Origin of the sequence: Clostridium tetanomorphum (assembly GCF_017873215.1) — a bacterium.
Lineage (GTDB): Bacteria > Bacillota > Clostridia > Clostridiales > Clostridiaceae > Clostridium_AO > Clostridium_AO tetanomorphum.
The window spans coordinates 171513-189490 of record NZ_JAGGKA010000005.1; the positions used below are offsets into that span (position 1 = coordinate 171513).

Here is a 17978-nt window from a genome sequence, read left to right on the forward strand (position 1 = left end):
GGACTGTATATTCTATACAGTCCATATTTTATATATCTTATTCTATTGCTTTTTTAACTACGTCAATTACAGTACCGTCTCTGTATTCAATTACAGCAACTACTTCATCTGTAGTCTTTATTGGTTCAGGTTTTCCAGTCATTTTTTCAGCAACTGCTTTTAACTCTTCTATAGTCATTACTGGAAGATTTGTTTCTTTTAATTTTTCAATTAAATCTGTTCTTCTTGGGTTTACAGCTATACCTCTTTCAGTTACTAAAACATCTATGCTTTCTCCTGGAGTAGTAACTGTAGTAACTGCATCCTTTATGATTGGAAGTCTTGCTTTTACAAGGTTAGTTACTATTATAGCAAGTTTTGATCCTGCTGCAGTATCACTGTGTCCACCAGAACCACCCATGATAACTCCATCTGATCCAGTTGTAACATTAACATTAAAGTTAGTGTCTATTTCTGTTGCACCAAGAATCATAACATCAAGATTATTTACAACTGATCCTTTATTATGTGGGTTACCATACATTGATGATGACATTGCCATATGAGCTGGATTTTTCTTGTAAGATTCTATTGCTTTTAAGTCGAAGCACTGTACATCAAATATAGCTTTAAATAATCCTTCTTCAAACATATCTACAATATAGCCAGTTACTCCACCTGCTGCAAAGCTTCCAACTACTTCTTTGCTCTTCATTATTTCTTTTAATTCAGCTGCAACAGCAAGTGATGTTCCACCTGCTCCTGTCTGGAATGATATACCGTCTTTTACTAAACCTGAAGCTTCGATAACTTGAGCAGCCATTTTAGCTATTTTTAATCCTACAGGGTCCTTTGTTATCTTAGTTGTACCTGAAACAATACCTGCTGGATTTCCGATAGAATCAACCTTTACAACATAATCAACAAAAGTCTGGTTAATATCTATTGGTGATGCTGGATATGGTACTAAATTGTCAGTTATAGCAACAACTTTATCACCATATTCTGCATCTGAAACAGCATATCCTATAGTACCACAAGCTGATGGTCCTTCAACTCCGTTTAAGTTACCATATGTATCTGCTGTTGGTGCTGCAACAAATGCTACATCTATGTGTAAATCTCCACTTTCAATTGCTCTTGGTCTTCCACCGTGAGTCATCATTACTGCTGGCTTCTTTAAGTATCCTTTTGAAATAGCTTCTGCTACAGGACCTGACATATAGTTTGCATATATTCCTGTAACTACTCCATTTTTCATGTATTCTACAAGTGGTTCATGAATTGGGAATATTGAGCTTGCAGCTATTGTTATATCTTTAATTCCTCTTTGAGCTATAGCATACATAACCATGTTAAGTACGAAATCACCATTTCTTAAATGATGGTGAAAAGATATTGTCATTCCATCTTTTATTCCTACTTTATCTAAAGCTTCTTCAATGCTTGCTAAAACTTTATTTTCACCTGGTACTACACTCTGTACTTTAACTGCTTTCTTTTCTACAACTCCACAATTTGCAAAAGCACCTTCAAATGGCTTTACTTTACCGTAACCTTCTATAACTTCTGGTAGCTCTCTGCCAAGTACGTTTTTCATGTTAATCCCTCGCTTTATTATTTATATTACAAATTTAGTTTATTGAGATTATTTTAACAGTCCTAATCTCTTAGCTAATTCTACTGTTGTAATTGCTCTGTTAATTACAGGAGCATCTATCATTTTTCCGTCTAAAGAGAATACCCCAAGTCCTTTAGCAAAAGCTTCATCTCTTGCTTCAAGTACTCTTACAGCATGCTTAATTTCAGCTTCAGTTGGATTATAAACTGAGTGAATTGTATCTATCTGTCTTGGATTTATAGAAGCCTTTCCTGTGAATCCAAGAGATTTAGCTTTTTCTGTATCAAGTCTTAATCCTTCATAATCGTTTGTATCAGTAAATGGAGTGTCTATTGCATCAATTCTTGCTGCTCTACAAGCTGCTGCAAATCTGTTTCTTGCATAGAATATTTCATTACTTTCTTTTGTTCTTTTTATACCAAAATCAGAAGTTAAATCTTCTGCTCCAAGAAGTAATCCAACTAATCTCTTAGTTGCTGTAGCTGCTTCATAAACTGTTTCTAATCCATAAGCAGTTTCAATAAGTCCGAATAAGTTAATGCTTCCTTTTTCGAATCCTTCTTCTTCTTCTACTTTAGTTATTATTGCATCTGATTCTTGTAATTGTTCTCTTGTTGCTTTTGGCAATAATATAGTATCTGGTTTTACTCTTGCTATTGTTTCTAAATCCTTATGACCAAATTCTGTATCTAGTGGATTTACTCTTACTACTAATTCAACACCTGAATAATCTAATGTTTTTATAGCACCGCTAACTAATGCTCTAGCAGCGTCTTTCTCTGTTAAGCTAACAGCATCTTCTAAATCAAGTATTACAGCATCTGCTCCCAATATTGGTGCATTTTGAAGCATTCCTGGGTTATTACCAGGCATAAATAACATAGTTCTTCTTAATGTTTTCATGAATTAATCACCTCAATTTTACATTTTAGATCAAATTATCTATTGTCTTACTATTGTGCTCTATTTACAGCAGTTTCTAATCTTGCTTTTATTGTATAATCAAGAGCTCCCTTATCTTGAGCCTGGATTTTTACACCATCAAGTTCTAATTCTTTAGCTTTTTCAACTAATACCTTTTTAATTTGTTCGCCAAATTGTTTCATAACAATGCTTTCAAGCTCAATTTCAACACCTGGCTTATCATTTGGCATAACCATGATAAGAATATCATTTGATTCTAATGTTCCAGCTTTAGCTACTTTGTTTATTTTCATTTTCTAAACCTTCCTTTCTCAAATCAACAATTGAAAACTGAAGACTTTATAAATCTTCAGTTTCAATTATGGATTTAAATTACTTTAAGCTATCTAAATATGCTTTCTGTCCTATTTCATATAAGTTATTACCTTCGCTATCTATAACAACAACTACTGGCAAATCTTCTACTTCTAATCTTCTTAAAGCTTCTGCTCCTAAATCTTCATAACAGACAATTTCAGCTTTTTTAACGGATCTTCCCATTAATGCAGCAGCTCCTCCAATTGCAGCAAAATAAACACCAGTATTTCTTTTTATAGCTTCTATAACTTCTTTTGATCTTAATCCCTTTCCAATCATTCCTTTTAATCCGATATCAAGAAGTCTTGGAGCATATGGATCCATTCTGTAACTAGTAGTTGGGCCTGCAGAACCTATTGGATGTCCTGGCTTTGCTGGTGTTGGTCCAACATAATATATAATCTGATCTTTTAAATCTACTGGAAGTTCTTCTCCCTTATCTAATAAATCAACTAGTCTCTTATGACCAGCATCTCTTGATGTATATATAACTCCTGATATTAATACTGAATCCCCTGCTTTTAAATCTTTAACTTTTTCAGCAGTTAATGGAGTAGTTATTCTCTTTTCCATATTAGCACCCCCTAAAATTCTACGCTCTTATGTCTTGTTACGTGACAGTTTATATTTACTGCCACAGGAAGTCCTGCTATGTGAGTAGCATAAGTCTCAATGTTAACAGCTATTGCTGTAGTAAGTCCTCCAAATCCTTGAGGTCCTATTCCTAATGAATTTATCATTTCTAATAATTCATTTTCAAGCTCTGCATAGAAAGGATTTGAATTTCTTTCATCTAATGGTCTCATTAAAGCTTTTTTAGCTAAGTTAGCAGATTTATCAAAAGTTCCTCCTATACCAATACCTACAACTATTGGAGGACATGGGTTTGGACCTGCATCTTTTACAACTTTTATTACAAAATCTTTAACACCTTGAAGACCATCAGCAGGCTTTAACATTTTTTGCTGGCTCATATTTTCAGAACCAAATCCTTTTGGAGCAACAGTTATCTTTAACTTATCTCCAGGTACTATATCATAATAAATAACAGCTGGAGTGTTATCTTTTGTATTTATTCTTTCAATTGGATCATTAACAACTGATTTTCTTAAATATCCTTCAGTATATCCCTGTCTTACTCCTTCGTTGATTGCATCTTCAAGACTTCCACCTACAAGGTGCACATCCTGTCCCATTTCAACGAATACACAAGCCATACCAGTGTCCTGGCAAGCTGGTCTATCTTCTTTATCTGATATATCAATATTTACTAATATTTTTTCTATTATACCTTTAGCCATTGGCCATTTTTCTTTATTGTTATACTCTTCAAGCTTTGCTTTAACATCAGCAGGAAGTCTATAGTTAGCTTCTATACATAATTCTTTTATAGCCTTTGTTATCTCTGCAACATTTACTTCTTTCATATATGCATATTTACCAAGCAAGTGTAGGTTTAATTCACTTGCTAGATAAATGCCTCCTTTCAAAATATGATTAATTAGCCATTTATAGTTGAAAAGGCAGTTTAAAAGTAAACCGCCTCTTCAAAAACCTAAGTTGTATAACCCTATATAATTATTTTCTTCTTCCTACAAGAGCTAAAACTCTGTTCATTTCGTTCTTAACGATCATCATTCCTTCGTCAACACCCATACCTGGTTTAGCAAGAACCTGTCTAGCTCCACAAGCCATACCTATGTTAGTTGTAACTTCAGCGGATCTGTTAGTTTCGTTACAAGTTCCTCCACAATAAGCTCCCATTCCGTTAGCTTTACAGTACATAATAGCATCTGCTATATTGTTAACTCCACCAAGGTCTGGAGTTTTGATCTGAACCATGTGTCCAGCTTTGTTATCAGTGAAGAATTTAACATCTTCAACTGTATTACACCATTCATCAGCAACTAATTCTGCGTCTACTCCTCTTCCGTCTAATTCAGCTCTTAAGTCTCTCATAGCTTCCATTTGTTTTTGTCTATCTTCAACGTCCATTGGTCCTTCAATTCTTAAGTGGAATGGCTTAGCAGCTTCAGCTAAAGTCTGAATGTAATCAGCCATAGCCTTGATGTCAACATCAAATGCAGCACCGATTGTTCCATATACGTCGATGTGGAATATTGGAGCATAGTCTTCTCTTACTCTTAATTTGATTATTCTATCTCTTAACCATTTAACGTACTCAAGAAGTTTTTCTCCTTTAAGTCCTAATTTTTCTTCAACATTGTTGATTAAAGCATGTGGTAAAACATCAGCTTCTTTAATTATCATCTTATCAACGTTATCGTATCTATCATCACCTGACTGAGCAAATACAGGAACTGCATTGATTTCTGCTCCTGGATTGTATTCATCTCTGATTACTTCAGCCATAGTTACTTTTCTAGTTTTAGCTACTGCATCAAGTATAGCCTGAGTTATACCATATCTGATAGCAGTATGTAATCTATTACCATTTACAGTCATTTTGTCGAATTCTTCTGCCATTGGTTTAAAGTTAGTTATTTCTCTTCCAATCAATTTTGGAGCTATTTCTTTTTCTATAACAGGTATAAAATCTTTAGCTAAGAATAATGGATCTCTTCCGCCTGCTCCTGAGTACTGAACTGCAGCACAATCTCCGTGAGCAACCTGACCATCTTCAAGAACTAATAATACAGATATTGATTCACCTTTTTGTCTTACTTGAGTAAATCCTTCTGTTACAGTAGAGCCAGTATATGTAAATCCATCATGTCCTGCTCCCTTTTTGATTGCTCTTTGGTCATCAAAATAGAATCCAGTTAATCCTGGTGTACAAAGTACGTCAACAATTTTCATAATTATTCACCTGTCCTTTTTTTTTAATAAAATTTAACAACTAATTGTTATTATATATTTTTATCCACATCCATGCTGACAGTTTCCTGCCAGCATTAAATGTGGTAATAAACAAGGTCTTATAAATTATTTATTTTCTGGTCTTCCGATAAGTCTTCCTTTACCTACTGCAAATATATCATCAATAACCATCTGGAAGCTAACTTCTCTTCCTTCGAATTTAGCTCTTTCAGCTAATCTTTCTCTGTTATAATTCTTTAATTCTTCAGTAAATGGAACGTTACCGAATTCTAGGTATCTTACGCATCCTAAGTTGTCTCTAACTGGCATCATTTTTCCTGCATTGTATTTGCTTGGTCCAAATGGTATATCCATAACACCAGTTTCGAATGCTTTAACAGTACCTACTGCTAAATCACCTTTTCCTAATTCAAACATCTTATCAAGTATGCATTTAGTTTCAGCTTTTATAATTGCCATTTCAGTTTCTAATTCTTTTGACATTGGCATTCTCTGTCCTTCTAACATATTTAATGCCATCTTTGTAGCTTTGATACCTGAAGCATTAGCTTCTTTTGTTGGTATACCAATAGCTTCATGTGGAGTCTTAACTATAACTTTAGTTGCTCCTGCTAATGATGCTATAGTTGTAGCTGTTACTATAACGCCAAATGCTTTGGATTCATCTTGAGGGAATCCACCCATCCACTGATGGAATACTGTTGTTACAAATACATCATTGTATCCATAAGCTTTTAGGTATTCATTTGTCTGTTCTTCTAAACATCTTAATGCAGCTATATCCTGAAGCATGTTTCCACACTCACCATATCCAACAGTGATGTTTTTAACTCCTTGTTCTGCTGCAAGTAAAGCTTCTGTAATTCCTACTGCATTTGACATTGATGGTGGTACAAGTGTTCCTGTTAATGGTCCGAATGGTTCTCTGTTTATATGAACTCCTTGTTCTTCATAGAAACCAACAAGTCTATCGCAATACTGCCAATCTTTTAAACATTTATCAATTGGAACTGATTTAGCGTATGGAATGTTGTAGGAGATACCGCCTCCTTCATTTGAAGTCCATCCACCAGCGTGAATTATTTCAGCAAGTAATCTTGAATCTGGTGTACCATGTCTAGCTTGTAGTGGTAAGTTTACTGATTCTAAAACCTTTCTACAACCTTTAACACCATGGTTAACTCCTGGGAAACCATTTAATAATGATCTTCCAGCTTTTTCACTTTCTTTTATACCAATTTCACATTCTTCATATCTATTCTGTCTTGTATATGCATCAATTGTTGAAGGTAATAAATCTGCGCCACCTTCATCTTGTAAATATCTTAATAAATTAATATGTTCATCAAGTAATGCAACACCTGCTCTTGGCTGAGCTAAAGTTATTCCTGCTTCTTTTGCTCTAACTAATTTATCAGCAAAGTTCTTTTCTGTTGGTACCTTCTTTAAGTAATCTACAGCTTCCTGTAAATCTACTTCCTTACCTGTTGGCCACTGCTTTAATACTTCTTCTCTTTGTTTAAAAAATTCTTCATCTGTCCATTTTTTATTCTTAAGTTCCACTGAAATTCCCTCCTATCAAACTTTAACCAAATACTTTTTCATTATTCTAACTGCTTTATCTGGAAGATCTTCTGCTAGAAGCCCCATTGCAGATAATATATATGTTTTATCTATATAATATTCTGGATGCTGTGGTTTCAAATGAGTAGCATCGGCCATATCAAATGACCCTGCTTTTAGTATTTCACCTGGATTCTTACTATGAACTAGTACTCCTCCAGTTCCTATTACACACTTTACGTTTAACAAGTCTTTACCTATCTGACTATATATGACTCCCATAGGAGTATACATACTTTCTATAACTCCTACATGTCTTTCCATAGCCATATCAGTTGCAACCTTAGCCATAGCTTCATCAAACTTAATTTCTTCTTCTGTCTCGGGTACCATTTTTATATGTTCAGCTCTATATTTACAACAAGCTTCTACATCTACAGTATTATCACATAGATATTTTTGAAGTTTTCTTGTTCCTGATGCCTCCCATAAGGAAATGGCAGAATATCTCATTCCTAGGTCGCCTTCAACAGTTCTTTTTGCAAAAGGTTCTTCAAGCCCTCTTAATGTAACTCCTGGCTTAGATGGCTCGCCATCTGCAAGTGAGTGTACATCTGTAGTAGCACCACCAATATCTACTACTATTAAATCGCCAATACCATCTTCTTTATCGGTTCCTTCTGCTAATACTCTAGCTGCCTTTAAAACTGCTGCTGGAGTAGGCATAAGTATTCCATTAATAAAGCTTTCAGCATTTGACATTCCTTTTGCTTCTACAATTTTTTTCATAAATATTTGTCTTATTTCTTCTCTTGCAGGTTCTACATTTAATGTATTTAACTTGGGCATTACATTTTCAGTAACTCTATAAAATATACCTGCTTTATCAAATATTTCTGATACTTCATCACTAACTACTTTATTTCCTGCTACAACTATTGGAAGTTTAACTCCATGCTCAGCTAGCATTTTTGCATTATGAATCATACATTCTTTATTTCCACCATCTGTACCACCTGCTAAAAGTATTATGTCCAAGTTAGAATTTTTTATTTCTTCAACTTCTTTATTAGTCAAATCGTAACTATATACATTTAGTACCCTAGCTCCTGCTCCAAGAGCAGCTCTCTTTGCAGCTTCTGCTGTAAGTTCTGGTACAAGACCGATGGCTATCATCTTTAGTCCACCTGCTGCAGATGAACATGCTAACTTTTTAACAAAATTCACTTCTTTTCCTTCTAACTGTTCAGTAAGCTTTTCGTAGGCTTTGTTAAACCCTACCATTATATCGCTTTCTATAGTTGTTATATCTTTTGCTGTAGCTAATATCCCTTCATTTTCTATATCTACTGCAGTAAGTTTTGTATAGGTGCTACCAAAATCTAAAAGTAAATAAGCATCCACCTTAATCAACTCCTAATTTAGGCAATACAGTAGCCTTTAGTTAAATTATTCTACTCCTAAAACTTCTTTCATATCAGCTATTGTTGTTTCTGGAGATGTTCCTGGTGGATATACTCTATCAAATCCCATTGCTTTAAATCTCTGTTCAACATCTGGCCAGTTTTGTTTACCAACAACAATGTTTCCGCCAACAAATAATTTTATTCCTTTAAGTCCTGCTTCATCACACTTTTCTCTTAATCCTTTACAGTCAATTTCTCCCTGTCCATATAATGAAGAAACACATATAAGGTCTGCTTTAGTTTCTATAGCTGCATTTATAAAATCTTCCTGTGATGATAAAACTCCTATGTTAACAACATTGAAGCCTGCATTTGTAAATGAGTGGTCTAATATTTTGTTACCAACTGCATGACAGTCTGAACCAATAACTCCAAGAACAATAGTCTTTTTCTCCATTTATAAAACCTCCTAGATAATTTATATATATATAATTTATATATTTATCATAAATTTATTTTGAATATTTAATCTCCAACAATTTAGACTTTAGAGCTTTTACAGAACCATCATCTAAACTGTAAAGAAAATTTATAATTTGTCTTCTACCATTATTAATCTCATAAAGTTCTTTATATCTTCCTGGTGATGTTATGATTACATCAGAATTTTCTATTACTTCCATTAACTCTTCTCTATCTGAAGAATTGGTATAGGTAATAATTATATTTCCTAATCCAGCACTCTCTAATGCATCCCTTACTTTAAATTTAAATTCTTCTGATATACAGATGAAAGAAAATCTAGTTTCCATGGGAAATCTAGCAATTTTTACTATGGTCTCTAAATCCGGTGTAATTGCAACACCTAATACTTTTTTATTATAACTTCTTGTTAACCTTCTTACTTCATTTACATGATTAAAGGTTGTTATTATTATTTGAGACCTTTGAACTGCTTCCCTTATATCCATACTCATAGATTTTAAATCGTTTACCGTCATAGGTATAAAATCTATATTAGTTCTTTCCCTTAGCTGAGCTGCAAAAATCTTAGATTGTTCTATATTACATTCTATATAGACACCACTTATTTCATTAATTAATTTTCTTTTTTCTTCAATTCTTTCTGTAACAATTTCTAAAAATTCATCTGCATCTATACCTGTTTCTATAGCTTCTTCAAAAGCCAAGTCTACAAATTTCTTAATTTTATCCTTTATATCTTCATCTTTCCACAACTTAACTTCTTCAGCTACAAAAGTACCTCTCCCTTGATAAGATTTAAGCACTCCCTCTTGTTCAAGTTCCCGATAAGCCATACTCACTGTATTTCTGCTTACCTGAAGCTTTTCTGATAATTCTCTTTCTGTCAGCATTTTAAATCCTACTTTGAGAGATCCATCTTTGATTAGGTCCATTATTTGTTTTTTCACCTGTAAATATAAAGGTACTTTATTTCCCTTATCTATTACGATATGAATATGAATCACTCCCAAAGCTAAAAAGCTAAATTGACTAATGGACTAATCCATTAACCAAATTAATAATATCATAACCTATTTATAACATCAATATCTTTTTTAAAAAAATAAAATTTTTTTAAGTTTTTGTCATTTTATATATAAAATCATCATCATATTAGGGTTTTTGGCCTATAATTATTAAATTTATAACATGTCTTTTATTTATTGTCAAAATATTGATTAATGGATGTAGCTATAATGTTTGCTATATCCTCTTGATATTTACTATCTTTTAATTTCCTCTCTTCATTTGGATTTGACAAAAAACCACATTCTACTATAACAGAAGGTATATCATCTTCACTTCTTAATATCTTATAATCATTTTTTGCAGGTTTTTCCGCTCTTTTATTAGTTTCATCTAAATTTAATTTAAAATTAGATTGAATTAATGAAGCTAATTTCTTACTATTATCATTACTTGAATACCAAACCTGCGCACCATAATACTTACTTTCTGGAAACATATTTAAATGTATACTTATAAAAGCATCACAATTGCTATTTTGTTTCATTTTACATCTATTATTTAAATCTTCTCTTTTTTTATCCCTTATCCTACCCTTATCACTATATAGTCCCTTATCTTCTTCTCTAGTCATAATAACCTTATATTCATTCTTCTCTAATTCATCTCTTAATTTTAAGCTTATACTCAAGTTTATATCTTTTTCCACAGTTCCATTTTTAGATACCGCTCCTCCATCAATTCCTCCATGTCCTGGATCTATCAATATAATTTTTTTATCTATATTACTATTTTTTTTTGAATACACTAACTTATATCCATTTGTAAATAACAGTACTCCTAAAATTATAAACATCAATATACTTAAAATTCTTTTCTTATTCATCATCAATTTTTATATCTCCTCCTTTCAGAATATATTCTTCTCAATAAAAAGTATTTTTATGTTTAAAAATTTCAATAAAAAAAGAGAGGTAATTCCTCTCTTTTCCATTATCTCTTTGAGAACTGTGGAGCTCTTCTTGCCTTTTTAAGACCATATTTCTTTCTTTCTTTCATTCTTGGATCTCTAGTTAAGAATCCAGCTTTCTTCAATTCAGGTCTTAAGCTTTCATCAGCTTTAAGTAACGCTCTTGATATTCCATGTCTTATAGCTCCTGCCTGACCTGTAAATCCACCACCATGAACATTTACTAGAACATCAAATTTTTCTTTTGTTCCTGTTAATACTAATGGCTGATTTACAATAACTCTTAAAGTCTCTAATCCAAAATAGTTTTCTATATCTCTTTTATTTACTAATACTTTTCCTTCACCTGGTACAAGTCTTACTCTTGCAATAGCCTTTTTTCTTCTACCAGTTCCAAAATATTGAACTTTTGCCATTTTTATTCCTCCTTCTCCCTGCTCTATCTACTAGAATCTTAATTCTAATACTTCAGGCTTTTGAGCTTCATGATTATGTTCTGAACCTCTATATACTTTTAACTTTTTAAGCATCTGTCTTCCAAGTACTCCTTTTGGAAGCATTCTTCTTACAGCTTCTTCGAAAACAAATTCTGGCTTCTTAGCTAAAGCTTCTCTGTAAGGAGTTTCCTTTAATCCACCTGGATATAATGAATGGTGTCTTAACATTTTTTGATCTAATTTCTTACCAGTTAAAGCTACTTTTTCAGCATTTATAACTATAACATAGTCTCCTGTATCTACATGTGGTGTAAATACTGGCTTATTTTTTCCTCTTAATATTGATGCAACCTGACTTGCTACTCTTCCTAATGACTTTCCATTAGCGTCAACTACATACCATTTTCTCTCTACTTCTTGTGGTTTTGCAATGTATGATTTCATCTTTTTCCCTCCTTGAACTATTACATAAAAACTTTCGTTCTATATAAAGATCCGGGGCTAGTGGATCTTTTATACCTTAAAATACAAACATTTATATTATAATACAAGCAGCCTGGCGTGTCAATGAATTTTATGCTTAATAAAATACTTTATCTAAGTATAAGCCCATAGGTGGAACACAAGGTCCTGCTTTTTTTCTATCTTTAGATTCTAATATGGCAACAATATCATCTGACTCTCGTTTCCCAATTCCTACTTCTATTAAAGTTCCAACAATTATTCTAACCATATTATATAAAAATCCATCTCCTGAAACTGCAAATATTAATAAATCATCTTTTCTATATATTTCTGTATCTATTATAGTTCTTATTGAAGACTGTACATTGCTGCCAGAACTTTTAAATGCAGAAAAGTCATGTCTTCCAATAAAATACTTTGAAGCCTTATACATCCTATCTATATCTAAACTCTTCTTAATATGATAAGAATAATTTCTTAATATAGGAGATGCATTCTCTCTATTTAAAATTTTATATATGTATCTCTTTCCTATACAACTATATCTAGAATGAAAGTCTAGATCTACTTCTTTTGAATCCAAAATTACTATATCTTCTGGTAATAAATTATTGATTGCATATTTGAACTTTTCACTAGGTATTCTGCTGTTAGTTTTAAAATTAGCTACAAATCCTTTAGCATGAACTCCAGCATCAGTTCTACTACAACCTATTATCTCAGTATTTTCTTCTATAATATTGCTTATAGAATTTTCAATAGTTCCCTGTATAGTTTTTATATTTTCCATCTTCTGTTTTTGCCATCCAGAATAGTTTGTTCCATCATATTCTATTAATAGTTTAATATTTTTCATTATATATATCTACTCCATACAGATAAACCTACTACTAATACTATAATTAATGAAGCAATAAAATCTTTACTGGTAAGCTTAAGCTGCTTCATTCTTGTTCTACCTTCTCCTCCTCTATAGCATCTTGCTTCCATAGCCATAGACAATTCATCCGCTCTTCTAAATGAACTTATGAACAAAGGAACAAGTAATGGTATTAAGCTCTTTGCTCTTTGTAAAATGTTACCAGATTCAAAATCAGCTCCTCTTGCCATTTGTGCTTTCATGATTTTGTCCGTTTCATCCATTAATGTAGGGATAAATCTTAAAGCTATTGTCATCATCATAGCTAATTCATGAGCTGGCACTCCTATTTTTTTTAATGGATTCAATAATTTTTCTATACCATCTGTAAGTTCTATAGGTGAAGTAGTTAAAGTAAGAAGTGAAGTACCGATAATTAAAAATATCAATCTTATAACCATAAATAAAGCTAATTTTAATCCTTCTTCATATATGGTAATAAATCTCCATGTATATACTATCTCCCCTCCACTAGTCATAAATATATTTAATATAGCTGTAATTATTATTAATATAAATATTGGTTTAAGGCCTCTATAAATGAATTTAAATGGAACTTTTGATACTATTATAGCAACTAATGTAAATATTATTATAAATATATATCCTATAAAGTTATTAATTATAAATAAATCTATAATATATATTAAAGATATTAATATTTTTATTCTTGGGTCAAGTTTATGTACAAAAGAATCACCAGGTATATATTGTCCTAAAGTAATATCTTTGATCATTTATATGCTCTCCTAACAATATTCTTTCAACTTTTACATAGGCTGCTTCCTTAATATTCTCAGTAACTCTTGCTTAGCTTGTTCTATAGTAAATATATCTTCAGATATATTAAAACCTTTCTCTCTTAATTTTTTCACTAAATATGTTACTTGCGGTACAGCTAACCCAACATTCTCAAGAGTATCTATCTCTTTAAATATTTTTGATGGCTTACCATCTAATATACATTTTCCCTTATGCATTACAAGTATTCTAGAAGCTAACTTAGCTACATCTTCCATGCTATGAGAAACAAGTATAATAGTCATATTATATTCTTTATGAAGATCTGCTATATTTCCTAATATATCATCTCTACCTCTTGGATCTAATCCTGCAGTAGGTTCATCCAATATTAATACTTTTGGTTCCATGGCTACTACACCAGCAATAGCTACTCTTCTTTTTTGTCCACCACTTAATTCAAATGGTGATTTATCCTTATATGTATCATAATCCAATCCAACAATTTTCATAGCTCTTTTGATTTTAGATGATATTTCTTCTTCACTCAATCCTAAGTTTCTAGGACCAAAAGCAATATCTTTTTCAATAGTTTCCTCAAATAGTTGGTATTCTGGATATTGAAAAACCAAACCTACTTTCTTTCTTATAGTAGTTAATTTTACATTTTTGCTAGTTATATCAACATCATCAACTATAATTTTTCCTGAGTCTGGCTTGAGAAGTCCATTTACATGCTGTATAAGAGTAGACTTTCCTGAACCTGTATGACCTATTAATGCAACAAATTCTCCATCTTTTATTTCTAAAGTAACATTATCTATGGCTTTTTTTTCGAAAGGTGTTCCTTTCATATAAATATGAGTTAAATTTTCTATTTTAATTGACATAATCCATTCACCATCTCATCAATAGTTAATATATCTGAAGTTATATCCAATCCCTCTTTTTGTAATTCATAAGCTAATTCAGTTACCTGTGGTACATCAAGGCCTATTTTTTTCATAGTTCCTACGTTACTAAATATTTCTCTTGGTGATCCTTCAATAATAAGCTTTCCTGAATCCATTACTACAATTCTATCTGCTTCAACTGCTTCTTCCATATAATGTGTAATTAGTACTATAGTAATACCATACTTTTTATTTAATTCTTTTATTGTTTTTATTACTTCTTTTCTTCCTGATGGATCCAACATAGCTGTAGGCTCATCAAAAACAATACATTCTGGTCTCATAGCTAGAACTCCAGCTATAGCCACTCTTTGTTTTTGCCCACCAGATAATAAATGAGGTGCGTGTTTTCTATATTCATACATATTTACTCTTTTTAAAGAGTCATCAACTCTTCTTCTTATTTCAGTTGGTTCTATTCCAAGATTTTCTGGTCCAAAAGCAACATCTTCTTCAACTATAGTTGCCACAATTTGGTTATCTGGGTTCTGAAAAACCATTCCTGATTTATTTCTAATATCCCATAAATGTTCTTCAAGTGAAGTATCCATTCCGTCTACAAAAACTTTTCCATCTGTAGGAACTAAAAGTGCATTCATATGCTTTGCTAAAGTTGATTTACCTGAACCATTTCTTCCTAAAACTACAACAAATTCACCTTTATTTATACTTATTGTCATATTATCTATAGCTATTCTGAAGTTGCTTTCGCTGTTATCTTCATATTTATACACTACATTCCTACATTCAATCATTTTCTCATTCATTTAAACACCTCTTAATGATTGACAGTATATTAAAATGGGGACTAAGCTATGTCTCTACTTAATCCCCTAAGCTACTAAACTAATTCTAATATAACCATTTCTGCTCCATCGCCTCTTCTTGGACCAACTTTATACATTCTAGTGTATCCACCATTTCTTTCAGCGTATTTAGGAGCTATGTTTTCGAATAAATTCTTAACTACTTCTTCTTCTGTTACAAATGCAAGTACCTGTCTTCTTGCATGTAAGTCTCCTCTTTTTCCAAGAGTTATCATTTTTTCAGCTAAGTTTTTAGTTTCTTTTGCTCTTGTTACAGTAGTTTCTATTTTACCATTCTTTAAGAAACTAGTAACTAGACTTCTAAGCATTGCTCTTCTTTGGTCTGTTGGACGACCTAACTTACGATATCCTGCCATGTCTATATACCTCCTTACATTCCATCTAGTGTTTTATCCTATAAACTACTCTTCACTCTGCTTTAAGCCCAATGATAAAGCTGCAAGCTTTTGTTCAACTTCTTCAAGAGATTTTTTCCCTAGATTTCTTACTTTCATCATATCATCCATAGTTCTTTCAGTTAATTCTTGTACTGTATTTATACCAGCCCTCTTTAAGCAGTTATAACTTCTAACTGAAAGGTCAAGTTCTTCAATAGTCATTTCTAGAACTTTTTCTTTCTTATCTTCCTCTTTTTCAACCATGATTTCTACATTATTTGCATGATCTGTTAAAGTCATAAATAACTTGAAGTGTTCTATCAATATTTTTGCTGATAAACTTACTGCTTCATCAGGCATTATTGTTCCATTGGTCCATACTTCAAGAGTTAATTTATCATAGTCTGTAATCTGTCCCACTCTTGTATTTTCTACAGTAAAGTTAACCCTTTTTACAGGAGTATAAATAGAATCTACAGGGATAGTTCCTATTGGCATACCTTCTACTTTATTTCTATTCTGTGATACATAGCCTCTACCTCTATTTACCACCATTTCTATATAAAGTTTTCCATCATCATCTAAGGTTGCTATATGTAAGTCTTTATTTATAACTTCTACATCGCCATCAGTTTTTATATCACCTGCTGTTACTTCACCAGGTCCTTTAGCATCTATATATATAGTTTTTGGACCTTCTCCGCTCATCTTTAAAGCTAATAACTTAATATTTAATATTAATTCAGTAACATCTTCTTTTACTGCTTTAACAGTAGAAAACTCATGTAGTACATTTTCAATTTTTATAGAATTAACAGCAACTCCAGGTAATGAAGAAAGGAGTATTCTCCTTAATGCATTCCCTAGAGTAGTCCCATATCCTCTTTCCAAAGGTTCTACAACGAACTTGCCATAAGAACCGTCTTCAGCCATCTCTACACATTCTATTTTTGGCTTTTCAATTTCTAACATTAGGAACCCTCCTTTTTAATAATCTATTAGTTTACATTGAGGGCAACTGATTCTTATTTAATTACTATTTGCTGTATAACTCAACTATTAATGTTTCATTTACAGGAACATCTATATCAGCTCTAGCTGGTTCACTAACAACTTTTCCTTCAAAATTTTCTGGATTAGCTGTTAACCAGTTTGGTAATGTCTTTGGATTTTCAGCAAATGTCTTAAACTTTTCTGTAGCTCTACTCTTTTCAGATATAGTTATAACATCATTTACAGAAAGTATATATGAAGGAATATCTACTTTTTTGCCATTTACTAAAAAATGTCCATGAGTTACTAACTGTCTAGCTTCTTTTCTAGAATCTCCGTATCCTAATCTATAAGCTACGTTATCAAGTCTTAATTCTAAAAGCTTAAGTAAGTTTTCACCTGTTATTCCTCTCATTTTGTCAGCTTTTTCATAGTAAGTTCTAAACTGACCTTCTAATACTCCATATATTCTTCTAGCTTTCTGCTTTTCTCTTAATTGTAATCCATAGTTCGAAAGCTTCTTTCTGCTCTGTCCATGTTGTCCTGGTGCATATCCTCTTCTTGCGAACGCACACTTATCTGTATGACATCTATCTCCTTTAAGAAATAGCTTTAATCCTTCTCTTCTACATAATCTACAAACTGCTCCAGTGTATCTTGCCATTTAAATTACACCTCCTATTACTTAAAATTAGACTCTTCTTCTCTTTGGTGGTCTGCAACCATTGTGTGGTATTGGAGTAACGTCTTTAATTAGAGTTACTTCTAATCCAGCAGCCTGTAGTGATCTTATTGCAGCTTCTCTACCTGCTCCTGGTCCCTTTACATATACTTCAACGCTCTTTAAGCCATGCTCCATAGCTGCCTTTGCTGCAGTTTCAGCTGCCATTTGAGCTGCAAATGGAGTGCTCTTTCTTGAACCTCTAAATCCTAATCCGCCGGCACTTGCCCATGATAATGTGTTACCAGCAGTATCAGTTAACGTAACAATGGAATTGTTAAAAGTTGACTTTATATGTGCACTGCCGTGTTCAATATTTTTTCTTTCTTTTCTTCTTCTTGTCTTTTTAACTTTTGACCCAGCTGCCATCTTTTTCCCTCCTTAAATCAGTTT

21 protein-coding genes are annotated in these 17978 nt (G+C 32.4%); all 21 read right to left on the reverse strand.

From position 1 onward, the window contains the following. Nucleotides 1–37: 37 nt before the first annotated feature. The gene (gene citF, locus J2Z24_RS06700; protein ID WP_035147539.1) at nt 38–1579 is read right to left on the reverse strand and encodes a citrate lyase subunit alpha; all 1542 of its coding nucleotides are present in this window, start codon (nt 1577–1579) and stop codon (nt 38–40) included. Nucleotides 1580–1627: 48 nt separating this feature from the next. Then, a complete protein-coding gene (locus tag J2Z24_RS06705) occupies nt 1628–2503 on the reverse strand; it encodes an HpcH/HpaI aldolase/citrate lyase family protein (protein WP_035147536.1) in 876 nt (291 codons plus the stop codon). A gap of 50 nt (nt 2504–2553) precedes the next feature. Next, a complete protein-coding gene (gene citD, locus J2Z24_RS06710) occupies nt 2554–2817 on the reverse strand; it encodes a citrate lyase acyl carrier protein (protein WP_035147534.1) in 264 nt (87 codons plus the stop codon). 79 nt (nt 2818–2896) lie between these two features. Continuing rightward, a complete protein-coding gene (locus tag J2Z24_RS06715; RefSeq protein ID WP_035147531.1) occupies nt 2897–3454 on the reverse strand; it encodes a Fe-S-containing hydro-lyase in 558 nt (185 codons plus the stop codon). Nucleotides 3455–3465: 11 nt separating this feature from the next. Further along, nucleotides 3466–4308, reverse strand: a complete 843-nt coding sequence (locus J2Z24_RS06720; protein ID WP_035147576.1) for a fumarate hydratase — start codon at nt 4306–4308, stop codon at nt 3466–3468. Between the two features lie 151 nt (nt 4309–4459). Further along, the gene (locus tag J2Z24_RS06725) at nt 4460–5701 is read right to left on the reverse strand and encodes a methylaspartate ammonia-lyase (RefSeq protein ID WP_035147529.1); all 1242 of its coding nucleotides are present in this window, start codon (nt 5699–5701) and stop codon (nt 4460–4462) included. 126 nt (nt 5702–5827) lie between these two features. Then, entirely contained in the window at nt 5828–7285 is a 1458-nt protein-coding gene (locus J2Z24_RS06730; RefSeq protein WP_035147521.1) for a methylaspartate mutase subunit E, read from the reverse strand. A gap of 15 nt (nt 7286–7300) precedes the next feature. Then, a complete protein-coding gene (gene glmL, locus J2Z24_RS06735; protein WP_035147519.1) occupies nt 7301–8689 on the reverse strand; it encodes a methylaspartate mutase accessory protein GlmL in 1389 nt (462 codons plus the stop codon). A 45-nt stretch (nt 8690–8734) separates the two neighbouring features. Continuing rightward, nucleotides 8735–9148, reverse strand: coding sequence for a methylaspartate mutase subunit S (gene mamA, locus J2Z24_RS06740; protein ID WP_035147515.1), 414 nt, complete (start codon nt 9146–9148; stop codon nt 8735–8737). Between the two features lie 55 nt (nt 9149–9203). Next, nucleotides 9204–10181, reverse strand: a complete 978-nt coding sequence (locus J2Z24_RS06745; RefSeq protein ID WP_111947641.1) for a GntR family transcriptional regulator — start codon at nt 10179–10181, stop codon at nt 9204–9206. A 191-nt stretch (nt 10182–10372) separates the two neighbouring features. Then, the gene (gene cwlD, locus J2Z24_RS06750; protein WP_035147494.1) at nt 10373–11071 is read right to left on the reverse strand and encodes an N-acetylmuramoyl-L-alanine amidase CwlD; all 699 of its coding nucleotides are present in this window, start codon (nt 11069–11071) and stop codon (nt 10373–10375) included. 104 nt (nt 11072–11175) lie between these two features. Further along, complete coding sequence (gene rpsI, locus J2Z24_RS06755; RefSeq protein ID WP_035147492.1) at nt 11176–11568, reverse strand: 30S ribosomal protein S9; 393 nt, start codon at nt 11566–11568, stop codon at nt 11176–11178. 30 nt (nt 11569–11598) lie between these two features. Then, on the reverse strand, nt 11599–12033 hold the full coding sequence (gene rplM, locus J2Z24_RS06760) for a 50S ribosomal protein L13 (RefSeq protein WP_035147489.1): 435 nt from the start codon (nt 12031–12033) through the stop codon (nt 11599–11601). A gap of 136 nt (nt 12034–12169) precedes the next feature. Further along, the gene (gene truA / locus J2Z24_RS06765) at nt 12170–12910 is read right to left on the reverse strand and encodes a tRNA pseudouridine(38-40) synthase TruA (RefSeq protein ID WP_035147487.1); all 741 of its coding nucleotides are present in this window, start codon (nt 12908–12910) and stop codon (nt 12170–12172) included. Further along, nucleotides 12910–13710, reverse strand: a complete 801-nt coding sequence (locus J2Z24_RS06770; RefSeq protein WP_035147484.1) for an energy-coupling factor transporter transmembrane component T family protein — start codon at nt 13708–13710, stop codon at nt 12910–12912. The genes truA and J2Z24_RS06770 overlap by 1 nt, the downstream gene beginning before the upstream one ends. A gap of 33 nt (nt 13711–13743) precedes the next feature. After that, complete coding sequence (locus tag J2Z24_RS06775; RefSeq protein WP_035147482.1) at nt 13744–14604, reverse strand: energy-coupling factor transporter ATPase; 861 nt, start codon at nt 14602–14604, stop codon at nt 13744–13746. Beyond that, nucleotides 14589–15434: an energy-coupling factor transporter ATPase gene (locus tag J2Z24_RS06780; RefSeq protein WP_035147479.1), complete on the reverse strand. Its 846-nt coding sequence runs from the start codon at nt 15432–15434 to the stop codon at nt 14589–14591. The genes J2Z24_RS06775 and J2Z24_RS06780 overlap by 16 nt, the downstream gene beginning before the upstream one ends. A 74-nt stretch (nt 15435–15508) precedes the next feature. Beyond that, complete coding sequence (gene rplQ / locus J2Z24_RS06785; protein WP_035147477.1) at nt 15509–15850, reverse strand: 50S ribosomal protein L17; 342 nt, start codon at nt 15848–15850, stop codon at nt 15509–15511. Between the two features lie 45 nt (nt 15851–15895). Continuing rightward, the gene (locus J2Z24_RS06790) at nt 15896–16843 is read right to left on the reverse strand and encodes a DNA-directed RNA polymerase subunit alpha (RefSeq protein ID WP_035147475.1); all 948 of its coding nucleotides are present in this window, start codon (nt 16841–16843) and stop codon (nt 15896–15898) included. Nucleotides 16844–16907: 64 nt separating this feature from the next. Further along, nucleotides 16908–17528: a 30S ribosomal protein S4 gene (gene rpsD, locus J2Z24_RS06795; RefSeq protein ID WP_035147473.1), complete on the reverse strand. Its 621-nt coding sequence runs from the start codon at nt 17526–17528 to the stop codon at nt 16908–16910. Nucleotides 17529–17555: 27 nt separating this feature from the next. Continuing rightward, the gene (rpsK, locus tag J2Z24_RS06800; RefSeq protein ID WP_035147472.1) at nt 17556–17954 is read right to left on the reverse strand and encodes a 30S ribosomal protein S11; all 399 of its coding nucleotides are present in this window, start codon (nt 17952–17954) and stop codon (nt 17556–17558) included. Nucleotides 17955–17978: the final 24 nt, after the last annotated feature.